Annotated in this window: 18 protein-coding genes and 1 pseudogene; 4 read left to right on the top strand and 15 right to left on the bottom strand. The window is 57.4% G+C overall.

Annotated features, from left to right (window positions below; translation table 11 throughout):
• Window positions 1–12: 12 nt before the first annotated feature.
• Both DIT72_RS02165 and DIT72_RS02160 read right to left on the bottom strand, forming a co-directional pair.
• Complete coding sequence (locus DIT72_RS02165; RefSeq protein WP_135953555.1) at window positions 13–843, bottom strand: ion transporter; 831 nt, start codon at window positions 841–843, stop codon at window positions 13–15.
• 136 nt (window positions 844–979) lie between these two features.
• On the bottom strand, window positions 980–2,341 hold the full coding sequence (locus DIT72_RS02160) for an MFS transporter (RefSeq protein WP_135953554.1): 1,362 nt from the start codon (window positions 2,339–2,341) through the stop codon (window positions 980–982).
• Between the two features lie 313 nt (window positions 2,342–2,654).
• Between DIT72_RS02160 and DIT72_RS02155 the strand changes: the two genes are divergently transcribed.
• Together DIT72_RS02155 and DIT72_RS02150 are read left to right on the top strand one after the other, a co-directional pair.
• Window positions 2,655–3,116 carry a universal stress protein gene (locus DIT72_RS02155; RefSeq protein WP_135953553.1) on the top strand — a complete coding sequence of 154 codons (462 nt, stop codon included), beginning with the start codon at window positions 2,655–2,657 and terminating at the stop codon, window positions 3,114–3,116.
• A 27-nt stretch (window positions 3,117–3,143) separates the two neighbouring features.
• Entirely contained in the window at window positions 3,144–4,646 is a 1,503-nt protein-coding gene (locus DIT72_RS02150; protein WP_135953552.1) for an MFS transporter, read from the top strand.
• Window positions 4,647–4,911: 265 nt separating this feature from the next.
• Here the strand turns inward: DIT72_RS02150 and DIT72_RS18395 are convergent.
• From DIT72_RS18395 to trhA, 4 genes and pseudogenes are all read right to left on the bottom strand, one after another.
• Window positions 4,912–5,456: pseudogene (locus DIT72_RS18395) on the bottom strand (integrase core domain-containing protein); the annotation flags it as partial.
• A 172-nt stretch (window positions 5,457–5,628) separates the two neighbouring features.
• Window positions 5,629–7,221, bottom strand: coding sequence for an MFS transporter (locus DIT72_RS02135; RefSeq protein ID WP_135953549.1), 1,593 nt, complete (start codon window positions 7,219–7,221; stop codon window positions 5,629–5,631).
• A gap of 256 nt (window positions 7,222–7,477) precedes the next feature.
• Complete coding sequence (locus tag DIT72_RS02130) at window positions 7,478–8,611, bottom strand: NnrS family protein (protein WP_135953548.1); 1,134 nt, start codon at window positions 8,609–8,611, stop codon at window positions 7,478–7,480.
• A gap of 64 nt (window positions 8,612–8,675) precedes the next feature.
• Entirely contained in the window at window positions 8,676–9,365 is a 690-nt protein-coding gene (gene trhA / locus DIT72_RS02125) for a PAQR family membrane homeostasis protein TrhA (protein WP_228260710.1), read from the bottom strand.
• A 170-nt stretch (window positions 9,366–9,535) separates the two neighbouring features.
• Between trhA and wrbA the strand changes: the two genes are divergently transcribed.
• Window positions 9,536–10,135, top strand: coding sequence for an NAD(P)H:quinone oxidoreductase (gene wrbA / locus DIT72_RS02120; protein WP_135953547.1), 600 nt, complete (start codon window positions 9,536–9,538; stop codon window positions 10,133–10,135).
• A gap of 44 nt (window positions 10,136–10,179) precedes the next feature.
• Here the strand turns inward: wrbA and DIT72_RS02115 are convergent, their stop codons facing one another.
• The 9 genes from DIT72_RS02115 to DIT72_RS02075 all read right to left on the bottom strand — a co-directional run bounded on the left by DIT72_RS02115 (window position 10,180) and on the right by DIT72_RS02075 (window position 18,428).
• A complete protein-coding gene (locus DIT72_RS02115; RefSeq protein ID WP_135953546.1) occupies window positions 10,180–10,887 on the bottom strand; it encodes a Crp/Fnr family transcriptional regulator in 708 nt (235 codons plus the stop codon).
• Between the two features lie 272 nt (window positions 10,888–11,159).
• Window positions 11,160–12,656: a nitrite reductase gene (locus DIT72_RS02110; protein ID WP_135953545.1), complete on the bottom strand. Its 1,497-nt coding sequence runs from the start codon at window positions 12,654–12,656 to the stop codon at window positions 11,160–11,162.
• On the bottom strand, window positions 12,653–13,516 hold the full coding sequence (gene cobA, locus DIT72_RS02105) for a uroporphyrinogen-III C-methyltransferase (protein ID WP_135953544.1): 864 nt from the start codon (window positions 13,514–13,516) through the stop codon (window positions 12,653–12,655). The genes DIT72_RS02110 and cobA overlap by 4 nt, the downstream gene beginning before the upstream one ends.
• A gap of 11 nt (window positions 13,517–13,527) precedes the next feature.
• A complete protein-coding gene (gene nirJ, locus DIT72_RS02100) occupies window positions 13,528–14,724 on the bottom strand; it encodes a heme d1 biosynthesis radical SAM protein NirJ (RefSeq protein ID WP_135953543.1) in 1,197 nt (398 codons plus the stop codon).
• A 13-nt stretch (window positions 14,725–14,737) separates the two neighbouring features.
• The gene (gene ahbB / locus DIT72_RS02095) at window positions 14,738–15,253 is read right to left on the bottom strand and encodes a siroheme decarboxylase subunit beta (RefSeq protein WP_135953542.1); all 516 of its coding nucleotides are present in this window, start codon (window positions 15,251–15,253) and stop codon (window positions 14,738–14,740) included.
• The gene (locus tag DIT72_RS02090) at window positions 15,228–15,719 is read right to left on the bottom strand and encodes an Lrp/AsnC family transcriptional regulator (protein ID WP_135953541.1); all 492 of its coding nucleotides are present in this window, start codon (window positions 15,717–15,719) and stop codon (window positions 15,228–15,230) included. Before DIT72_RS02090 ends, ahbB (DIT72_RS02095) begins: the two co-directional genes overlap by 26 nt.
• Window positions 15,703–16,215 (bottom strand): siroheme decarboxylase subunit beta, encoded by a 513-nt coding sequence (ahbB, locus tag DIT72_RS02085; RefSeq protein WP_135953540.1) that lies wholly within the window; start codon window positions 16,213–16,215, stop codon window positions 15,703–15,705. The genes DIT72_RS02090 and ahbB (DIT72_RS02085) overlap by 17 nt, the downstream gene beginning before the upstream one ends.
• The gene (locus DIT72_RS02080) at window positions 16,212–16,676 is read right to left on the bottom strand and encodes an AsnC family transcriptional regulator (protein ID WP_135953539.1); all 465 of its coding nucleotides are present in this window, start codon (window positions 16,674–16,676) and stop codon (window positions 16,212–16,214) included. The genes ahbB (DIT72_RS02085) and DIT72_RS02080 overlap by 4 nt, the downstream gene beginning before the upstream one ends.
• 27 nt (window positions 16,677–16,703) lie before the next feature.
• On the bottom strand, window positions 16,704–18,428 hold the full coding sequence (locus DIT72_RS02075) for a nitrite reductase (protein WP_135953538.1): 1,725 nt from the start codon (window positions 18,426–18,428) through the stop codon (window positions 16,704–16,706).
• A gap of 230 nt (window positions 18,429–18,658) precedes the next feature.
• Between DIT72_RS02075 and DIT72_RS02070 the strand changes: the two genes are divergently transcribed.
• On the top strand, window positions 18,659–19,009 hold the full coding sequence (locus DIT72_RS02070) for a c-type cytochrome (RefSeq protein WP_228260709.1): 351 nt from the start codon (window positions 18,659–18,661) through the stop codon (window positions 19,007–19,009).
• Window positions 19,010–19,060: the final 51 nt, after the last annotated feature.

Genomic DNA, 19,060 nt, shown 5'->3' with positions numbered 1-19,060 from the left:
CACAGCCCGGGGTCAGCGACTCCCGGGTTTCTCCGACATCTGCCTGGTCAGTTCCTGCAACTGTTCCTGAACCGCTTTCAGCTGGCGGGCAATCTCACCCCTTTCGTCATGGGCCTCCTGAGCCTCCTTGGCATTCTGCTCCTCGCTCATCACTTCCAGGATCGCCCCGATCATCATGTTCAGGAATACAAACGCTGTCAGGAAAATGAAGGTCAGGTAATAGATCCAGCTCAGTGGGTACTGCTCCATGGTGGCGTACATGACGTCCGTCCAGTCCTCGAACGTGGCCACGCGGAACAGCGTCAGCATGGAGATGGCAACATCTCCCCAGAGTTCCTCATCCACTTTTGCAAAAAACATGGAGCCCATGGCTGCGTATATATAGAAAATGATGAACATCAGCACGGCGATATAGCCCATGCGGGGAATCGCTTTCAGTAGCGAGTTGATCAGAAACCGCAGTTCCGGCACTACGGAAATCAGCCGCAGTACCCTGAATACTCTCAACAACCGGCCCAGCAGTACTGCATCGGAATTGTCCAGCGGGATCAGGCTGCCAAGCACAACAATCGTATCGAACAGATTCCAGCCGTCCATCAGGAATCGTTTTTTGTTGGGGCAGGCGGCGAAACGGAACAGGATTTCCAGCAGGAAGAAAACAGTGATGGCGTTGTCCATCGCGATCAGCGAGCCTTCCACCAGAGGCGGCAAGTCATAGGTCTTTGCGCCAATGGTCAGTGCCGACAGTATGATGATGCCAATGACCGCACTCTGGAATATGCGGCTGGACTCGATACGTCGCAGCTTTTCAAAACCGGTTGCAGGGCTTGGATGAGGGGACATGGGCAAACAGCAACTCCAGACAGTTGGTGAGCCTGAATTCTAAAGCGAGCAGGGCGGGTTGGATACAGCGCCTGCAAAAAAGCCTCCGACGGACGGAGGCAGGTCAGGCTGCAAGTTCAGGGTGTTACTGTCGGCCCTACTTCAGGGGCGGATGGCCATTGGTCCGCCGGTCGTCGCTCCGGTTCGGCCGGTTCAGCGGATAGAAAAGCTGTGGAGACGCCAGTTCCGGCAGATCGGTCTTGGACTCCTGGCCGGCCCATTCCACCCTTTCGGCAGAGCGGATGGCATAGTGCATCCAGACCAGGGCAGCAGCCACAATGACGAACATCAGCATGAAACTGCTCTGCCAGATTCCGGTGATGTCGTTCAGCACGCCGAACATCAGCGGCAGCAGAAATCCGCCGAGGCCGCCGATCATGCCGACAACGCCGCCAACAGCGCCAACATGAGTGGGGTAGTACACCGGAATGTGCTTGTACACGGCGGCCTTTCCCAACGACATGAAGAAACCAAGAATAAAGATGAGAACCACAAACGGCACCAGGCCTACTTCGAAGAAGAAGCGGATGTCGCCATCAATGCCGTGTACCACGTATTCGGTCGGCGGGTAACTGAGCAGGAAAGTGCAGACCACAGACGCAATGAACGTCCAGTACATGATCCGGCGGGCGCCATAGCGATCCGATATCCAGCCGCCGAGAACGCGGAACAGGGAGGCGGGAATGGTATAGAGCGCGGCGATCATGCCGGCGGTTTTAATGTCCAGTCCGTAGACGCCAATGAGGTAATGGGGCAGCCACAGGGCCAGGGCTACAAACGCGCCAAACACGAAGAAATAATACAGTGCGAAGCGCCACACCCGCAGTTCTTTCAGCGGCTCCATCTGTTTCAGGAATGTCTGGGACTGCTTGCTGGCCCGCTCTTCCGCCATGGGGTCTTCTTTTGCGAGGAGGATGAACAGTACCCCCATGATCGCCAGTACCGTGGCATAGACCTGGGCGGTGCCCTGCCAGCCCAGGGCGACAAGCAGGAAAGGGGCGCCGAAATTGGTCACTGCCGCGCCTACGTTGCCCGCCCCGAAGATCCCCAAGGCAGTACCCTGGCGCTCCCGCTCGAACCAGGCGGCAGTGTAAGTGACACCGACGATAAATGAACCGCCGGCGAGGCCGACTCCCAGGGCGCCCACCAGCAACATCAGGTAGCTGTTGGCAAAGGTAAGAAGATAAACACAGGCCGCCGTGGTCAGCATCAATATGCCAAAAACCCAGCGGCCACCGTAGCGATCCGTCCAGATGCCGAGGAAGAGCCGGCTGATAGAGCCTGTCAGGATCGGCGTTGCCATCAACAATCCCAGCTGGGTATCCGACAGGCCGAAGTCCTGGCTGATCCTTATGCCGATAATGGAAAAGATGGTCCAGACCGCAAAACACAGCGTGAAGGCAAACGTGGATATGCCCAGTGCCCGGTACTGTTCACGTTTCGATACGCTGTTTCCCATAATGAACTCTCTCCCGCCGAACTGCAGATACATGGTTTCGACTGTATCCCGCGGGCCCTATGGCGCTAATTGAATAATGTCAAGAAAGGCGGTTTTGCCGGCGTGGCATTGGAGGTACCCCTTAAAGGCAGGTGGGGGGTAGCAATTGAGGCCTGAAAGGCGACAGGGGGATATCGCCGATGTGTCTCTGGTGGGGTACCCGCCCGCAGGTTTGATGCATATCAAGTCCTGGAAGCAGGCGATTGTGGGCTAATACTGACAATTATTAAGTCAGCCAGGCGGGCGCGCTGGCACAACAGATCTGGAGCCTACGATGAAAATCATGATTGCCTACGACGGTTCGAGAAATGCCAGGTTGGCCCTGGCACAGACGATCACCATGTTTCGGGATCTGAAGCCGCAGATAACCCTTGTCGCGGTGGCGGAAAATCCCCGCGATATTACCTCGGAAAATGAAAATTTTTTTGAAGAGGAACTGGAGGGAATCAAGCAGCATCTGCTGGAGGCCATGGATGTCTGCCAGAACGAGGAAATTGCCGCGGAAACCCTGACGCTTGAGGGAGATCCACGCAAAATGCTGCTGTTCGCAGCCGAAAAGAAAATTCGCCCTGACATGCTGGTGATAGCACGCCACAGCCATGAGCCTGACGGTGGTTTTATCGCCCGCTCCCTGACCTATTTTGTGGATGAGCTGGATTACATGACCTTTGGCAGCGTGAGCTCTTTCCTCGCGCGCAGGGTGCAGTGCCCACTACTCATTCTCCCCAGCCTTTAATAACCTTGACTAGCCCCGGAGGCTGAAATGAAAGTCGCAGACGTATTCCACGTCCGCAATCCGGAAATCAGGGCACTGCACCTGACCTGGATTGCATTCTTTATTACCTTTTATGTCTGGTTCAATATGGCGCCGCTGGCGTCGAGCATGCTGAAAAGTGTGGACTGGCTGACGAAAGACGACATCCGCCTGTTTGCCATCTGTAACGTTGCCCTCACCATCCCCGCCCGCATTATCGTGGGTATGGCCCTGGACCGCTTCGGTCCACGCCGGGTGTTCTCGGTGCTGATGGTACTGATGGCGATCCCGGCGTTGGTGTTTGCCTTCGGGACTACCATGATGCAGTTGCTGGTCAGCCGTCTGGTTCTGAGTTCTATCGGTGCCAGCTTCGTGGTGGGAATCCACATGACTGCAATGTGGTTCAAGCCCAGGGATATCGGTTTCGCCGAGGGCTTTTACGCCGGTTGGGGCAACTTTGGCTCTGCGGCTGCAGCCATTACCCTGCCCACCATTGCCCTGCACATGTACGGTGGTGAAGACGGCTGGCGCTGGGCCATCGCCCAGAGTGCGATCTTCATGGCGGCTTATGGTGTTTACTACTGGTTTGCCATTACCGACGGCCCTGCAGGAACCGTTCACCGCAAGCCGCGCAAGGCCATTGCACTGGAAGTGAGCACCTGGGGTGACATGATCAAGCTCATCCTTTGGACCATTCCGTTGATCGGCGTGCTGGCCATCCTGGTATGGCGCATCGAAAGTATGGGGTATATCGGCACTACCGGCGCGCTGATCTGCTACGCGATCATTACTGCCATTGTGATCTACCAGATTGTCCAGATCCTGCGGGTGAATGTCCCTATCCTCAAAAAAGGCGTGCCTGAGGATGACAAGTACCCGTTCAACAGTGTGGCGGCACTGAACAGTACCTATTTTGCCAACTTTGGTGCGGAACTGGCTGTGGTCTCCATGCTGCCCATGTTCTTTGAAGAAACCTGGAGCCTGAACGCTGCCGTTGCGGGCATGATTGCGGCCTCCTTTGCCTTCGTGAACCTGGTGGCGCGCCCGATGGGTGGCCTGGTCTCCGACCGCATGGGTAATCGCCGGTTTGTCATGCTCGCCTATATGTTCGGTATCTCCATCGGCTTCGCTTTGATGGGCCTGATGAATTCCAGCTGGCCACTGATCATTGCCGTTGCCATAACCGTGTTCACCTCTTTCTTTGTGCAGGGTGCCGAAGGTGCCACGTTTGGCATTATCCCCTCCATCAAGCGCCGTCTTACCGGGCAGATTTCCGGAATGGCCGGTGCCTACGGTAATGTTGGTGCAGTGGTGTATCTCACTATCTTCACCTTCGTCACCCCCACGCAATTCTTCTACATCATCGCTGCAGGTGCCTTTATCAGCTGGTTACTGTGCCTGCTGTGGCTGAAAGAGCCGGAGTCCGGTTTTGCGGAAGAGTACCAGGTGTCCTCTGTTGACCTCGAGATCGAAGAGGAGGAGCGCCGGAAACAGGCTGCTGCAGCTCGTTAGTCACCATCGTTAGCCTCAGCCAAAACCCCGCCCGGAGCAATCCGGGCGGGGTTTTCGTTAGTGCGCGAGGCACAAGTGTGAAGGTCACGCGTCTTGCCCCGGGAAGCCCGGCTCTCTGCCGGTAGGCGGTGACGGCCGTGAAGGGCCTGCTGGCTCGTCACATCGCCGACGGCCGGATACTCACCATGATCCAATGTGACCTGCAAGCCAGCATGTTGAAAGGTGTGCTGGTCAGCCCAAGACGGGAAGGAACGACATAAGGCGGCAGGAACCAGTTCTCGTTCAGGCATTCCTGGCGGAGTCTGCCGTTGGATGACTCCACACTCGCATTATCGGTGGGCTTGCCGGGCCGAGAGAAATCAATTTCTATCTGTCTCTCATAGGCCCACCGGTCCATGACCTTGCTGGCGAATTCGCAGCCTTGTTCCGCCTGGGGCTTTCAGGCGCAGAGACAGGCCCTGTTCACGGTACAACCGGTATGCGCGTTTGGGGTTGTCCTGCCATCCTTCACGTTGCAACAACACGTGGGCACGACAGTAGCCGTAGTGGATCCGCACCTGGGTGATCTCCCGGATCCGCATCGATAGCGCAGAGGCGTCACGAGCCACCGATTTGTAGTGGTAGAAGGCTCTGGAGAATCCCGGGACCGCACAAGCCTGCCGCTGGCTGACTCCGAATCGTCTCCGGAGATCATCGACCAGCTGACGCTTACGAGACGGTCTCAGATCTTTTCTGACAGCACATCCTGAAGCATGGCTTTATGCTCAGATCCGCCACCACCCGTTTCAGGCGCTGGTTTTCCTCCTCCAGCGGCCACGAGGCAGTCGTTGACAATGACTGGTCGGAATCTGAATCCGGTGCTGGGGCGAATTACTATCGTCTGATTGCGGCCCGTCATTCACTCTCGCCTCAAGCCGCAGATACAAAAAAAACCGGCTCCCCGAAGGGAGCCGGCCTGAACTGTGAATGTTGTCGCTGTCTGTTACGGGTTCTTGATATACGCATTCTTGCGCAGGTAGAACCACCAGTTAACCACCAGGCATAGCGCGTAAAACACTGCAAATCCGTACATCGCCAGTTCCGGTGTGCCGGCCTGGATTTCCTGTCCCATCACTCTGGGTGCGATGAAGGCTCCGTAGGCGGCGACGGCTGAGGTCCAGCCCAGCACCGGGCCTTTTTGCTGCTGGTTGAAGATCACGCCGATGCTGCGGAAGGTGGAGCCGTTGCCGATACCGCTGGCGGCAAACATCACGATGAACAGAATCAGGAACACGGGGAAGTAGTTATTGGGATCAGTTGAGTTGTAGGCCAGCATCATCACATACCCCGTTGCCACCGACGCCACCACCATGACGACCGAGATGATCTGGGTAACGATGGCGCCGCCCATCTTGTCGGAGACCCAGCCACCGACCGGGCGAATAAGGGCCCCCACGAAGGGTCCGATCCAGGCCCAGGTGAGCGCGCTGGGGGCGTCAGGATTGACGACCCGGGTCACGGTGCCGTCTGCCGCCACTTCCATCATGTTGCCGAAGATAACGCTGATGGACAGTGGCAAGGCAGCAGAAAAGCCGATGAAAGAGCCGAAAGTCAGAATGTACAGTACCGTCATGGCCCAGGTGTGCTTGTTGCTGAAAATGGCAAACTGATTCTGGATGTTGGGCTTGATATCGCCGGGGATCAGGCGCAGGAGAACCAGGGTCAGGATGATGGTGAGGGGCAGCGCCACCCACATATTCAGAATGCCCAGCGCGTAAACCCCGATCACGGAGGTGAGAAGGCCAACCGCATACAGGCCGATAATCTTGCCGAAGGCGGAAGCAGGGCTGCCCGGATTCGGGGTAATGGTGCGCAGGTTGTTCATGCCGAACCAGCTGGCGAAAGCCAGGGGTATCAGAAAGACCAGCCAGATAAAGCCGGCGTTCTGGATCCAGGTATCGGTACCGGCCTCGATCCGCCCGATCAGAGTGCCGCTCGGGCTTTGCAGTTCCATCGGCCCACCTGCAATTGCGCCGAATATACCGACGGTCATCACCAGGGGAATCACCACTTGCATGGTGGTAACACCGAAGTTGCCGAGCCCGGCATTCATCCCCAGTCCATATCCCTGCTTGCTTTTTGGGTAGAAGGAACTGATGTTGCTCATGGAGCAGGCAAAGTTACCACCACCAATACCGGACAGCAGTGCCAGCGCCTGGAAGACGATGAACGGAGTATCCGGGTTCATCAATGCAATACCGGTTCCCAGAGCAGGAATCATCAGCAGGGAAGTGGTCAGGAAAACCGTATTGCGGCCACCGGCAATCTTTATCATGAATGATGCCGGAATTCGCAGCGTAGCACCGGAAAGCCCGGCAATGGCTGTCAGTGTGAACAGTTGATCCACGGTGAAAGGAAAGCCCAGATTCTTCATCTGGGTAGTGATCATGCCCCACATCAGCCAGACGGCAAAGCCTATCAGCAGGCTGGGGATGGAAATCCACAGGTTGCGGGAAGCAATGCGCTTGCCTTCCTTTTCCCAGAATTCTTCATTTTCGACATCCCAGTGTTCGATGTCGGCGTTGGTTTTGGCCATGGTAACTGCTCCTCTGGTTGCTGACCCGGAGCCACGGCAATGGTGGCGTGTGGGCTATGGGGCTATTCTGCAAACGGAAGGGGCCGGGTGATCATGATAAATATCAAGGACAGGGTGAGTTGCCTGGTTTCCGCTTTTCCGGCTTTCCGGGCGCCCGCCTAGACCTGATAATAATATTTACAAATCATATACTTGCAGCGGGTATACATCTGATGGAGTAGTCCGCCACGATTCCTGGCGCAGTAGAGGTAGCCAATCATTTCCGGCGCTGTTGGCTGTGGCGAAACAGTGCAACAAGCTGTATCGCCACCAGGCCGTAGGCCATGGACCAGCACAGGGCTGATATCCAGAGCGCCGCCGGATGTGCAAACGGAATGGAACCGGCGTGCAGTCGGGCCAGCACCGCCATTGCGATTGCGCCGGCGGTGCCGAGCACCTGCCAGGCGGGAGGAAAAGCACGCCTGGCTCTTTGCCAGGCCAGCCGCAGCATCACACTGATGGACAGGGTCCCCAGAGCGCCAATGGTGATTACATGCAGTGCTGGCAGCGGGTCCGCTGCCTGTAGAAGTCGAACGCCGGTAATGCCGGCTCCGACAGCTAACCAGATATAGCCGAGCGCCAGCACCAGCAAATCCGGCCGCTTCATGCAATGCCAGAGCTTCCAGCGCGCGGTGCGGGTCAGAATGAGGATGGCGGCGAGCACCAGAAGGAAGCCAGTAACAGGGTCTGCCACAGGCATGAACGCCAGTATCACGGCCGCTGGAAGAATCACCAGCAGCGAACCTTCAATTCGCGGTTGCACCCTTGCCTGGAGGGGAATGCCGCGTTTTTCCAGCGTCCCCGCCACAGCAGGAGCGATAATCCTGCCGCCCATGAATGTCATCAGCAGCAACAGACCAACAATGGCGGCCAACATGACACGCCTTGTGTCCGGTAACAAAAGCTTGAGATTCGCAGGCGCTTCAGCCGCAATCCAGAAAACCACGGACAGCAGACAAAGAGCGAGGATCAGCGGGCCGGCTATCCTGTTGCGCCATTTCTTGGCGGCGCGGAACCTGGGTACCGCATAACGGGCGAGCAACAGGGCAAAAGCCGGGCTCAACAGTTGCGATATCAGGCTGTCCGGCGCCAGCGTCCAGCAAAGGCGGGCGACCAGCCACAGCAGAAACAAAGGCGCAAGCACCCTCCAGGGTTGGGGGCCGAGGGTATAACCAGCGATCAGCGCCAGGGCAAATCCGAAAATCAGCTCATGGCCGTGGCCCGGGCCCAGAAGGCCGGGCGGCCACCCGGAGCCTGATAACACCGCATGAATGGACAAGGGCACAACCATGATTGCCCATATTGCCGCCGCGGGGAAAAACAGCCAGAAAGAGTGGAACGGTTTTGCCATTGCTTGAGCCATTAAGCGGATATTGACGGCAGCATCTCGGTTGCTCACCGCCTGTGCGCGGTGATCAGACCGTGTAGGGAAGCACCCCGTAGTAGACGGCACTGAAGTGGAGGGCACTGCCGGCGATTACAAACAGGTGCCAGACCGCATGCATATAGGGGATGCGGTCAGCCAGGTAAAAAATCACTCCGGTGGTGTAAACCACGCCGCCGGCGATGGTCAGGTACAGGGCAGTCTCGCTCAGGCTGGCCACAAGATCGGATGAGGCGAAGGTGATCAGCCAGCCCATTGCCATGTAGATGCCCACGCGAGCGAGCCTGAAGCGGTTTTGGAAGATGATCTTGAGCACTACCCCGGTAACGGCCAGTGACCAGATAATGACGAACAGCGTCCAACCCGTGGAGCCGCGCATGTTAACCAGCAGAAAAGGTGTATAGCTGCCGGCGATGAGCAGGAATATGGCGCAATGGTCCAGTGTTTTGAAAAGAGCTCGTAGCCGTGGATGGCGGATGCCGTGGTAAAGCGCCGATGTCAGATAAAGCAGTATCAGAGAGGCACCGAAAATGCTGAAGCTTACAATCTTCCAGGCATCTCCCAGCTGACTGGCGGCAATAACCAGGACAGCTGTGCCGATAACACTGAGGATGGCACCCAGCCCGTGGGTGGCACTGTTGAGCCATTCCTCTATGCGGTAGTGAATGGATTCCGTGGCAGGGCCGGCAGCATTCATCGATGTCGTTTCCAGTTCAGTCATGGGATCAAGGTACTTCAGCGTACATGTGTACGCAATGACATAATTGTGACGCGGCCACGACAACGGTCAGAAATTCTGAACAACCCTGATGAAATCTTCCGGTTTTTCGATGTCTGCCCAGCGAGTAGGCTATTCCCATTCATCAACTGCAACTGGCAGGGCTCTACATTATGGCAAAGGTACTTGTTCTCTATTACTCCATGTACGGGCACATCGAAACCATGGCTGACACTGTCGCCGAAGGCGCAAGGAGTGTTTCCGGCGCTGAAGTGACGGTCAAGCGTGTTCCCGAAACCATGTCTGACCAGGCATTCCGGGCCGCCGGAGGCAAATCCGACCAGTCCGCTCCGGTAGCAGACCCCCAAGAACTGCCGGAATATGACGCCATCATCTTCGGAACACCAACACGGTTCGGCAACATGTCCGGCCAGATGCGTACCTTCCTGGACCAGACTGGCGGCCTCTGGGCGGAGGGAAAACTCCACAGCAAGCTTGCCAGTGTGTTCACCTCAACCGGAACCGGCGGCGGCCAGGAGCACACCATCAGCTCGTTCTGGACCACGCTCGCCCACCACGGCATGGTCATCGTGCCTCTTGGGTATGGTATTGCGGATTTCTTTGATGTGTCAGAGATGAACGGTGGAACACCCTATGGTGCGTCGACCATTGCCGGTGGCGATGGCTCCCGCCAGCCCAGTGAGAAAGAGCTGAACATTGCCCGCTATCAGGGCAGGCATGTGGCAGAGCTTGCCGTTAAACTGCACGGCTGATATTTGCGGAACTGATTGAGCGTTGAGCGTTTTTGGGGCAGAAACTACGTCCGGCTCGCCAGAGTGCCTGTTTTCAGCCGGGAAAAGGTTGCAGGCACTACTCCCAGCCAGGAAGCCAGCTGGTTATCCGGCACACGTTTGACCAGCTCCGGATACTCCTCCAGCAGCAACAGGTATCGTTCCCGGGCGGACATGGTCTGTTTCCGGAATTCCCTCATACTGGTCAGCTCCGCCATTTCTTCGGTCAGGACCAGGGCGAACCTGGGCCAGAGCCCGTCATCATGAGACTGTATCGCGGAACGGAAGGCGGAAAAGTCAGCTACCCAGGCAGTGACAGGGGTTACGCTGGTTAGACAGAGAGTGTTTCGCACAGTACGGCTGCGGCCGAAGACGGGCCAGACCATATCACCCTCGGAAAAGAAGTGGTGCACCGCGACTTTGCCACTGGGTGCCTCCCGGAACAGCCGCAAAATGCCGTACTGGATCAGGTAAATATTGGCCCAAGGGTTGTCGTGTTTCTCCATCGTGGTTTCCGCATCAACCCTGCACTGGTGAAATAGCCGCGTAAGGTCCGCAAGAAACCGTGCGTCCGGATCATTTTCGTGCCCTGCCAGACGAATACCGAAAACCCGGCTCAGCCCGTTCAGCAGAGCCGTTGACTCAGGCGCAGCATCTTGCGCGATAATGTCCGGATTGTTATCACCCAGCATGCATGGGGCAGAGGATACGTTTGGCCTTAGGATGCTGTTCATGGCATTGACCCGTTGATGAGTGTCAGCTCAATTATGGTATCAAAAAAGCATCTTCTGAAATGACTTAAATCATTAAGCCTTTTTCACTGAATCGATTAACGCAGAGGGTTAGCGGAAGGGCCGGGCGTGGGGGTGTCTTCCGAAACTGTGCGGAGCCATGGATGGCGGAGCTCAAGCGTCACATGGACGTGCCGAAGGAGCGTGTTTCGGAAGACACCCCCACGCCCGGTCCCAATCTCAGGTGGACTGTGAAGGTTTTGGAGGCCAGCTCCTCAGTGACTGGTCCCTTCCTCGTAATTGATCTTGTTCCAGACGTTGTATTTGCCGGACGGTTTGTTCATCGGGATGCGCTTTTCCTTCTCCAGAGTATCGGCGTCATACACAATCACAGCCCCGTCCTTATCCCAGACACTCAGCAGCAACTTTTCACCATAGCGGTCGAATTCGACATGGGCAGCAACTTTGCCCGGAGCCGGCTGCAGGGTTTTGACGATTTCCAGGGTCTGCTTGTCGATAACGTGGACCTTGTCCCTGTTGGGACCGAAGAACACGTCAACCCAGGCATAGCGGGAATTTTCGTGGCTGCGCATGAAGAAGCCGGGCCCCTCGGTTTCAAGGGTCTTGATGACTTCCCAGTTGTCCATGTCGATGATGGAAACCGCGCCGGTGCGGAAATGGGGCGTAGCCATGACACGGCGCCCCTGGTGCTCCCAGGTGATACCGGAGCCCAGGTGTGGCATGCCGGGAAGTGGCAGGTCGGCGACGGTTTTGCCGGTGTCCAGGTTGATGACCAGGCCGTGCTTGCCGTCTCTGGCAGCGCCAATCAGGTGGTCATAGCCGGGGTCAAAGAAGAAATCGTCGAGCCAGGTGTCGGTCTGCATCCGGCGGATGCCGGGCTCACCATCTTCCACGGTGATTTCCCACGCCTCCGGGATGTCCTTGAGGGCGGCAATAAAGCTGTCACGGGGTGGTGCTGCATAAACAGCGCTGACCCGGGAGCTGTCGCCGGCATCGTTTTCCACCGGGATGATGTCCATGAGTTCGAGATTGGTGGCGTCAAACATCACCAGAGTATGAGGCAGATAGTTGGCGGCCATAACGTAGTTGCCGTCGGCGGAGACGGCGATGTTGCGCATGTTGATGCCGGCACGCACTTCTGCCACCACTTTCAGGTTGTACAGATCGTATTTGGTGATCCAGCCGTCCCGTGAGCCAAAGTAGACATAACGACCGTCGGGACTGTATTTCGGGCCGCCGTGCAGGGCATAGCGACTCGCAAAGCGGTGGATGGGTTCCATTTCGTCGCCGTCGAGAAGAGTGACGTGATGGTCACCGATTTCCACTACCAGGAACAGGTTCATCATGTCGGCCTGGTACACCGGCTCATCGGGCAAGGTGCCATGCGGGTGGGGTAATAAATGACTGTCGAGGATTTCGGCCTGTCCCCACGTCGGTGTGCTGGCAGGGGGCCGGTAAATGTAGTCTGCCAGCGCAGTGATCGATTCCGGCTCAAGAATACCGGCAAAGGCGGGCATCTGGGTTGCTGGCCGGCCGTCCCCGATGGCGTCTACGGCCTGGGGTTTTTTGAGCCGGGAAAGGTTGTCCGGTAGCAGGGCAGGGCCCATGCCGCCAAGGCGGTCAGAGCCGTGGCAACTGGCACAGTGTTGCTGATACAGCGCTTCGGTCTCAGGATCGGGATTGGCTTGCAGGAAAGCAGGAATCAGCAGACTGACGGCAAGAATCAACAGAGGCTCTTTCCGGATCATCATACTGCCCGGCCTCCTGCGATGGCTGCGACGGATTCATTCTGGCCGGAATACCAACCGGCTTCGTTGGGCCGTGCCAGTTTTTCCGCCAGCCTGACAACCTCACCCACAATAATGAGTGTCGGGGGCTGGAAACCTTCACTGAGAATGGTGGCCTCCAGGTTTTCCAGTGTGGTGACCGCCATGTGTTGTTGCGGGGTGGTTCCCCTCTCCACAAGGGCTGCCGGGCAGTCGCCGGGCACACCATGGGCGATGAGCTCGCTGACAATGGTGGGGGCGTTATGCAGCCCCATATAAAATACCCGCGTCTGGCCCGGTGCTGCCAGCACACGCCAGTTCAGTTCCAGGGACTGATCGGCCTTGCGGTGGCCGGTTACGAAGGTCACGCTCTGGGAGTAATCACGGTGAGTCAGTGGTATGCCGCAGTATGAAGCGCAGCCGGCGGCGGAGGTGATGCCCGGTACCACCTGGAAGTCGATGTGATTATCCACCAGGAACTCCGCTTCCTCTCCTCCCCGGCCGAAAATATAGGGGTCGCCGCCCTTGAGACGGACCACCCGGCGCTGTTTCACGGCCAGTTGTACCAGCAGCTCATTGGTGTCTTCCTGGGGCACGTAGTGGCATCCGCTGGCCTTGCCAACATGAATGCGGTCGGCTCCGGGATTGACCAGTTCCATGATCTGGGGCGACACCAGACGGTCATAAACGATGGCATCGGCCTGCTGTATCAGCATCAGTGCACGCAGGGTCAGCAGGCCCGGGTCGCCGGGACCTGCTCCGACAATGGCGACCTCACCGGCCCGTAAGGGTTGTTCCGCCAACTGGAATTCCACCAGGCACTTCTTCCTTTGGCTGGTTGTCATGATGCTCGTCCTTACAGGTTGTGAACCGGAATTTCGATGACCGGGGCGGCAACGCGCCGGGGCATATCGAGCACGCCGATTTCTTCATTGGTGAGGTAACAGCCAGGATCCTCTTCCCAGAAGTCACCGGAAATGTTGTAGGCCCGGACTCTGGTGTTGCCATTACAGATGGCCAGATACCGGCAGTCTGCACAGCGCCCCTTGACCGGGCGCGGGCTCCGGCGGAAGCCGGTCATCAGCGGATCACTGGCTTCTGACCAGATCCGCGAAAAGGGTTTGTCGCGGACGTCGCCAAGGTTGTAGTCCCACCAGAAGGTATCCGGGTGCACTTCTCCCAGGTTGTCGATGTTGGAGATATTGACGCCAGAGGAGTTGCCTCCCCAGTACTTCAGTCGCTGTTCCAGAAGCGGAACCTGGTCCGGGTAATGTTCCGCAGCCCACTGCAGCAGGAAGGGACCATCGGCATCGTTGTTGCCGGTCACGTATTCGCGCTCGATGCCGCGCCGGAGTTCATCGTGGCAGTGATCGAACAGCAGGTTCATGGCATCCCGGGTCATGTCGTACCAGGCATCACGTTTGCGGTTGCGGCCCCCCCTGCCGGAATAGTTCAGGTGTGACAGATAGAACTTGTCGATGTCATGTTCGTCCAGCAGCCTGAGCATGTCCGGCAACTGGGGGAAGTTGTCCTGGGTGAGGGTGAATCGAAGACCAACCTTGATGCCCGCTCTCTTGCAGAGTTCCACCGCCTTCATGGACGCTGCGAAGGCGCCCTTTTTCTGGCGGAATTCGTCGTGGGTCTGCTCCAGGCCGTCGATGCTGATGCCCACGTAGTCATAACCTGCGTCAGCGATTTGCTGGATATTTTCCTCGGTGATCAGTGTGCCATTGGTGGAAAGGCCCACATAAAAGCCCAAGGATTTGGCGCGGTGGGAAATATCAAAAATATCCGGGCGCATCAGCGGCTCGCCACCGGACAGAATCAGCACGGGCACGCCGAAGGCCTTGAGGTCGTCCATCACGGTGTAGACTTCATCGGTACTCAGCTCACCCTTGAAATCCACATCGGCGGAGATGGAATAGCAATGCTTGCAGGTCAGGTTGCAGCGGCGAATAAGATTCCAGATCACCACCGGGCCGGCCGGTTTAGGGACCGGGCGCACCGGAGCCGGGTTCATCAGGCTCTTGATGTAGCGGGTCATTCTGAACATGGTGCTTCCCCTTTCATGATTTCCGCAGCCGCAGGCCGGTCTTCTTCAGGATGGCCGAGCTGTAAAGAATGGTATGGCCCTCGCAGGTGTCTCCGAGTACGGCCTTTATCTGCGAAGCCTTGTCTTCTACTTCTTCACGGCTTGTGCCGTGAACCATGGCGAACAGGTTGTAATGCCAGTAGGGCAGATGACGTGGACGGCGGTAGCAATGGCTGACAAAAGGCAGTTCGCCCACTTGCCGGCCCATGTCAGAAATGGCGTCATCACGGATATTCCAGACTGTCATGCCATTAAAACGGTAGCCCAGGCGGTAGTGATCGGGCACGGCGGCAACCCGCCGGATAACGCCGGCGTCCTGCATGCGCTGAAAACGGGCCAGAACCTCGTCTGCCGAGAGCCCCAGTTCCTTCCCCAGGGTGGCCCAGGGATCCGGTACCAGGGGCAAACCGCTCTGGGTGGCCAGGATCAGTTTCCGGTCGAGCGCGCAGAGCACGTAATCCTGATCAGACCGGGAAGTGGAGATGGACATGGAACTCTTCCTGTTTGGGCATGTTGTAGACCGGATAGCCCGTCACGGACTCGATCCCGGCGATAACCCGGGCTATGTCCTCCGGGGTTTCCGTTGCCAGCACAAACCACATGTTCAGCTCATGTTCCCGGCGGTAGTTATGGGCTACCTCGTCGAAGCCGTTAACTTTGCGAGTGACCGTCTCATAGTCCTGCTCGGGGATGCGCATGGCGGCCAGGGTCAGGGCACCGCCCATTTCGCCGGCATGAAACATGGGCCCGAACCGCGTGAGAATGCGACGGTTCAGGAGGTCCTGAAGGATCTGCAGAAGCGCCTCCTCGGTCATGCCAAGCTCGCCCGCTACTGCCGCAAAGGGGGCATGCACCAGTGGCAGGCCCACCTGCAGCCGGTTTATAACCGCTTTCTCTGCGTCAGTGAATTGGGGAGTTGCCTGTAATTCCGGCTGACGCTCAGTCACCGCTGACATAACGGCCTCCCCTTTGCCGGTAGGCTTTGGTGCTGAACAGCACGTCGTGGGGTATCTGTTCCAGGCCATGGTCTGCGATCAGGGTTGTCAGCTGGTCCAGAACCCGTTGCCGGTCAACGCCATGAATCATGCAGAACAGATTGTAGGGCCAGTCCGGGCGCTGACGCGGGCGCTGATAACAGAGGGTGACGAAGGGTGCGCGCGCCAGCCTCTGGCCAAGACTTTGTACCTGTTCATCGGGGATGTCCCAGACCACCATGGCATTGGCGGTGTAACCAAGCGTCCGGTGGCGGACCACCAGCCCGAGTCGCTTGATAAGCCCCTGGCTCTGCCACTGCCTGATTGCCGACATTACCTCCTGCTCGGACAGCCCGGTCATTTCTGCCAGCGTCAGGTAAGGGCGTGGTGTCAGCGGAAGACCAAGTTCCAGCTGTCGCCGGAGCCGCAGCAAGGCCCAGGCACTGACCGGACCGCCTGCGGCGGTTTCCGGCATCATGGCAGGGCCTCCCAGTCAATATCAAAGCCCAGATCAATATGATAACCCTCCACCATCGGCAAGCGCAGCATGGGGAGTCTGAGTTGGTGTTCCAGTTCATCAAGCCGGTCATCCAGAGTATCTTCATCCGGCGCGGTCATGACAAACCAGAGGTTGTAGATGTGCTCGCGGGCGTAATTGTGATTCACGCCCGGAGCACGATTAACGCGGGCGGCGACCAGATCGAGCTGTTCCTCTGGCACCGCCACGGCAGCCAGCAGGCTCGCGCCCGCCCGGCTGTGTTCAAAAACCGGCCCGACCCGGCTGAGAACCTGACTATCCTGGAGCGACTGGAGCCGCTCAATAACCTCCTCTTCGGCGATGCCCAGTTGTCGGGACATTTCCTCATAAGGCCTCTCACAGACCGGCAATTCCCGCTGGTAAAGGTTGATCAACTGTCTGTCAGTGGTGTCCAGTCTCATCAGTGTTCTCCTCCTGGCCGGAACCGATCAGTACACGTCGTGCTGAGTGTTATAGACGTTGAACTTGCCTGTCGGTGTTACCAGTTTTTCGTCGGTAATAACCTTTTTCAGCTCGCGGGTCTTGTCGTCGACAATGACCAGAGCGGACTTCTTGTCCTGGGTGTTCCACACCGAGAACCAGACCTCGTCCCCTTCAACGTTGTACTCCGGCTGCACGACCCGTTTCGGGCCTTCACCCAGGTCAGCCCATTCCGCGATGGGGAGGACCTCGTAGCCCGCTTCCAGATTGTTGATATCGAATACTGCGACGCTCTGGCTTATCGCCTCGGCCGGATTCAGCGCGGTATCAACCCAGAGGTTACTGGATTCCGGATGAGTCTTGATAAAGAGCGAGCCACCACCCTGGCCATCCAGTGTTCTGACTACCTTCCAGGCCTTGTCAGGATGGCCTTCCGGATCGGTACCAATCATTTGAATGGTCGGGTCGCCCAGGTGACTGGTTGCCCATACCGGGCCGTGCTCCGGATCCACGAAGTTGGCGCCGCGGCCAGGATGGGGAATCTTGCCCACGTCTATCAGGGCTTCAAGGTTACGGTCCCGGGAGTCCACTACAGCGATCTTGTCGGACTGGTTGGCTGCCGTGAGGAAGTAACGCATGCTGCTGTCCCAGCCACCATCATGCAGGAACCGTGCGGCATCGATGTTGGTGATGGAGAGGTTTTCCAGGTCCTCGTAATTCACCAGCATGATCTTGCCGGTTTCCTTCACGTTCACGATGAATTCCGGATGTTCGTGGGATGCCACAATAGCGGCGACTCGTGGCTCCGGGTGGTATTTCTGCTCATCCACCGTCATGCCGCGGGTGCTGACGATCTTCTTCGGCTCCAGTGTTTTTCCGTCCATGATCACGAACTGTGGCGGCCAGTAAGTGCCCGCAATCGCAAGCTTGTCTTCCCAGCCTTCGTATTTGGAGGTCTCCACTGAACGGGCTTCCATTCCGACCTTGATCTTGGCTACGGTATCGGGTTCTTCCATCCACAGGTCGATCATGTTGACCAGGGCATCCCGACCAATAACAAAAACATAACGGCCGGAAGCGGACATCCGGGAAATATGCACGGCGTAACCGGTGTCGATGATATGGACAATTTCATAGGTATCGCCATCAATCAGCGCAACCTGGCCGGCGTCCCGCAGCGTCACGCTGAACAGGTTCTTGAGGTTCAGGTCGTTCATCTGCTCGGTGGGGCGATCCTCGGGTGCAACGACTACTTCCCACGTATCCTTCATATCCGCAAGGCTGTACTCGGGAGGCTGAGGCGGCTCATGCATGATGTACTTGGCCATCAGCTCCACTTCGTCCTCGGTAAAATCACCGGAGGTCAACCAGTTCGGCATGCCCGCCGGCGAGCCATAACTGATAAACGTCTTGAGGTAGTCGATGCCCCGTTCCTGGGTGATGTCGGGAGTCAATGGCTTGCCGGTAGCGCCCTTGCGCAGAACACCATGACAGCCGGCGCAACGCTCGAAATAGATCTGCTTGGCTTCCTGGAATTCTTCATCGGTGAGGTCTGGTGCGCCAGGAGTCCGGACAACCTGGGCGGACTCGGGGTCTATCGGACTGGAGGTGCCCTCGTAAGCGGATGCTGAGGGATCGGGATCTTTCGGTGCGGCATGAACCGTCATTGCACCGAGGGATGCAACGGCAACGGCCAGCGCCAGAGGTTTGAAAAACGGATTGATTACTCTCATCAGGTTCTCTCCTTGGATTTAAGAGTCCCTCTAGGTTTCCCTTCTTTATCTTCATGAACATTGATTAATGTCAGATGTCCGGGTTTTGTCCAGAGTTTACCCAAAGAGGGGTATGCCCAAAGAGTTCTGGCATTGGTTTGTTGTTTTAACCAATATCAAGGATAGGGGTTTCTGCTGCCGTCAGGATGCTGGCAACACTCGGGAGGAAGCAGGCATTGAGGAGAGTCTGGTTGGCAGATCAACGGCAAAAACTGGTTATCGGCATGCTGTCTGTCGGGTTGATGCTTGCCCCTGTGAGGTTGCTTGGCGGTGACAACGGGGATTCATCATCTGAGCAGGCCCGGCTGACGAACCTGGTGATCCAGGATTGCGGTTCCTGTCATGGGCTGACTCTCCGCGGGGGCCTCGGCCCGCCATTGCGACCGCAGGATCTCGGCCATCTGCCGGTGGAAGCTATTGCCGCCATTGTCAGCGAGGGTGTCCCGGGTTCTGCCATGCCACCCTGGAAACCACTGTTATCCCCTGAAGAAATTCACTGGATCAGCGAACAACTCAAGTCCGGTACGCTGGTTTCGCCCTGAGGGCCAATCTGGAGGAATGATCAATCATGGGTCTCGATTTCAAGGCACCCG

It is taken from the genome of Marinobacter orientalis (assembly GCF_004792665.1).
Lineage (GTDB): Bacteria > Pseudomonadota > Gammaproteobacteria > Pseudomonadales > Oleiphilaceae > Marinobacter > Marinobacter orientalis.
The sequence above is the reverse complement of the archived record's forward strand: the minus strand, read 5'-3'. Positions and strand labels throughout refer to the sequence as shown.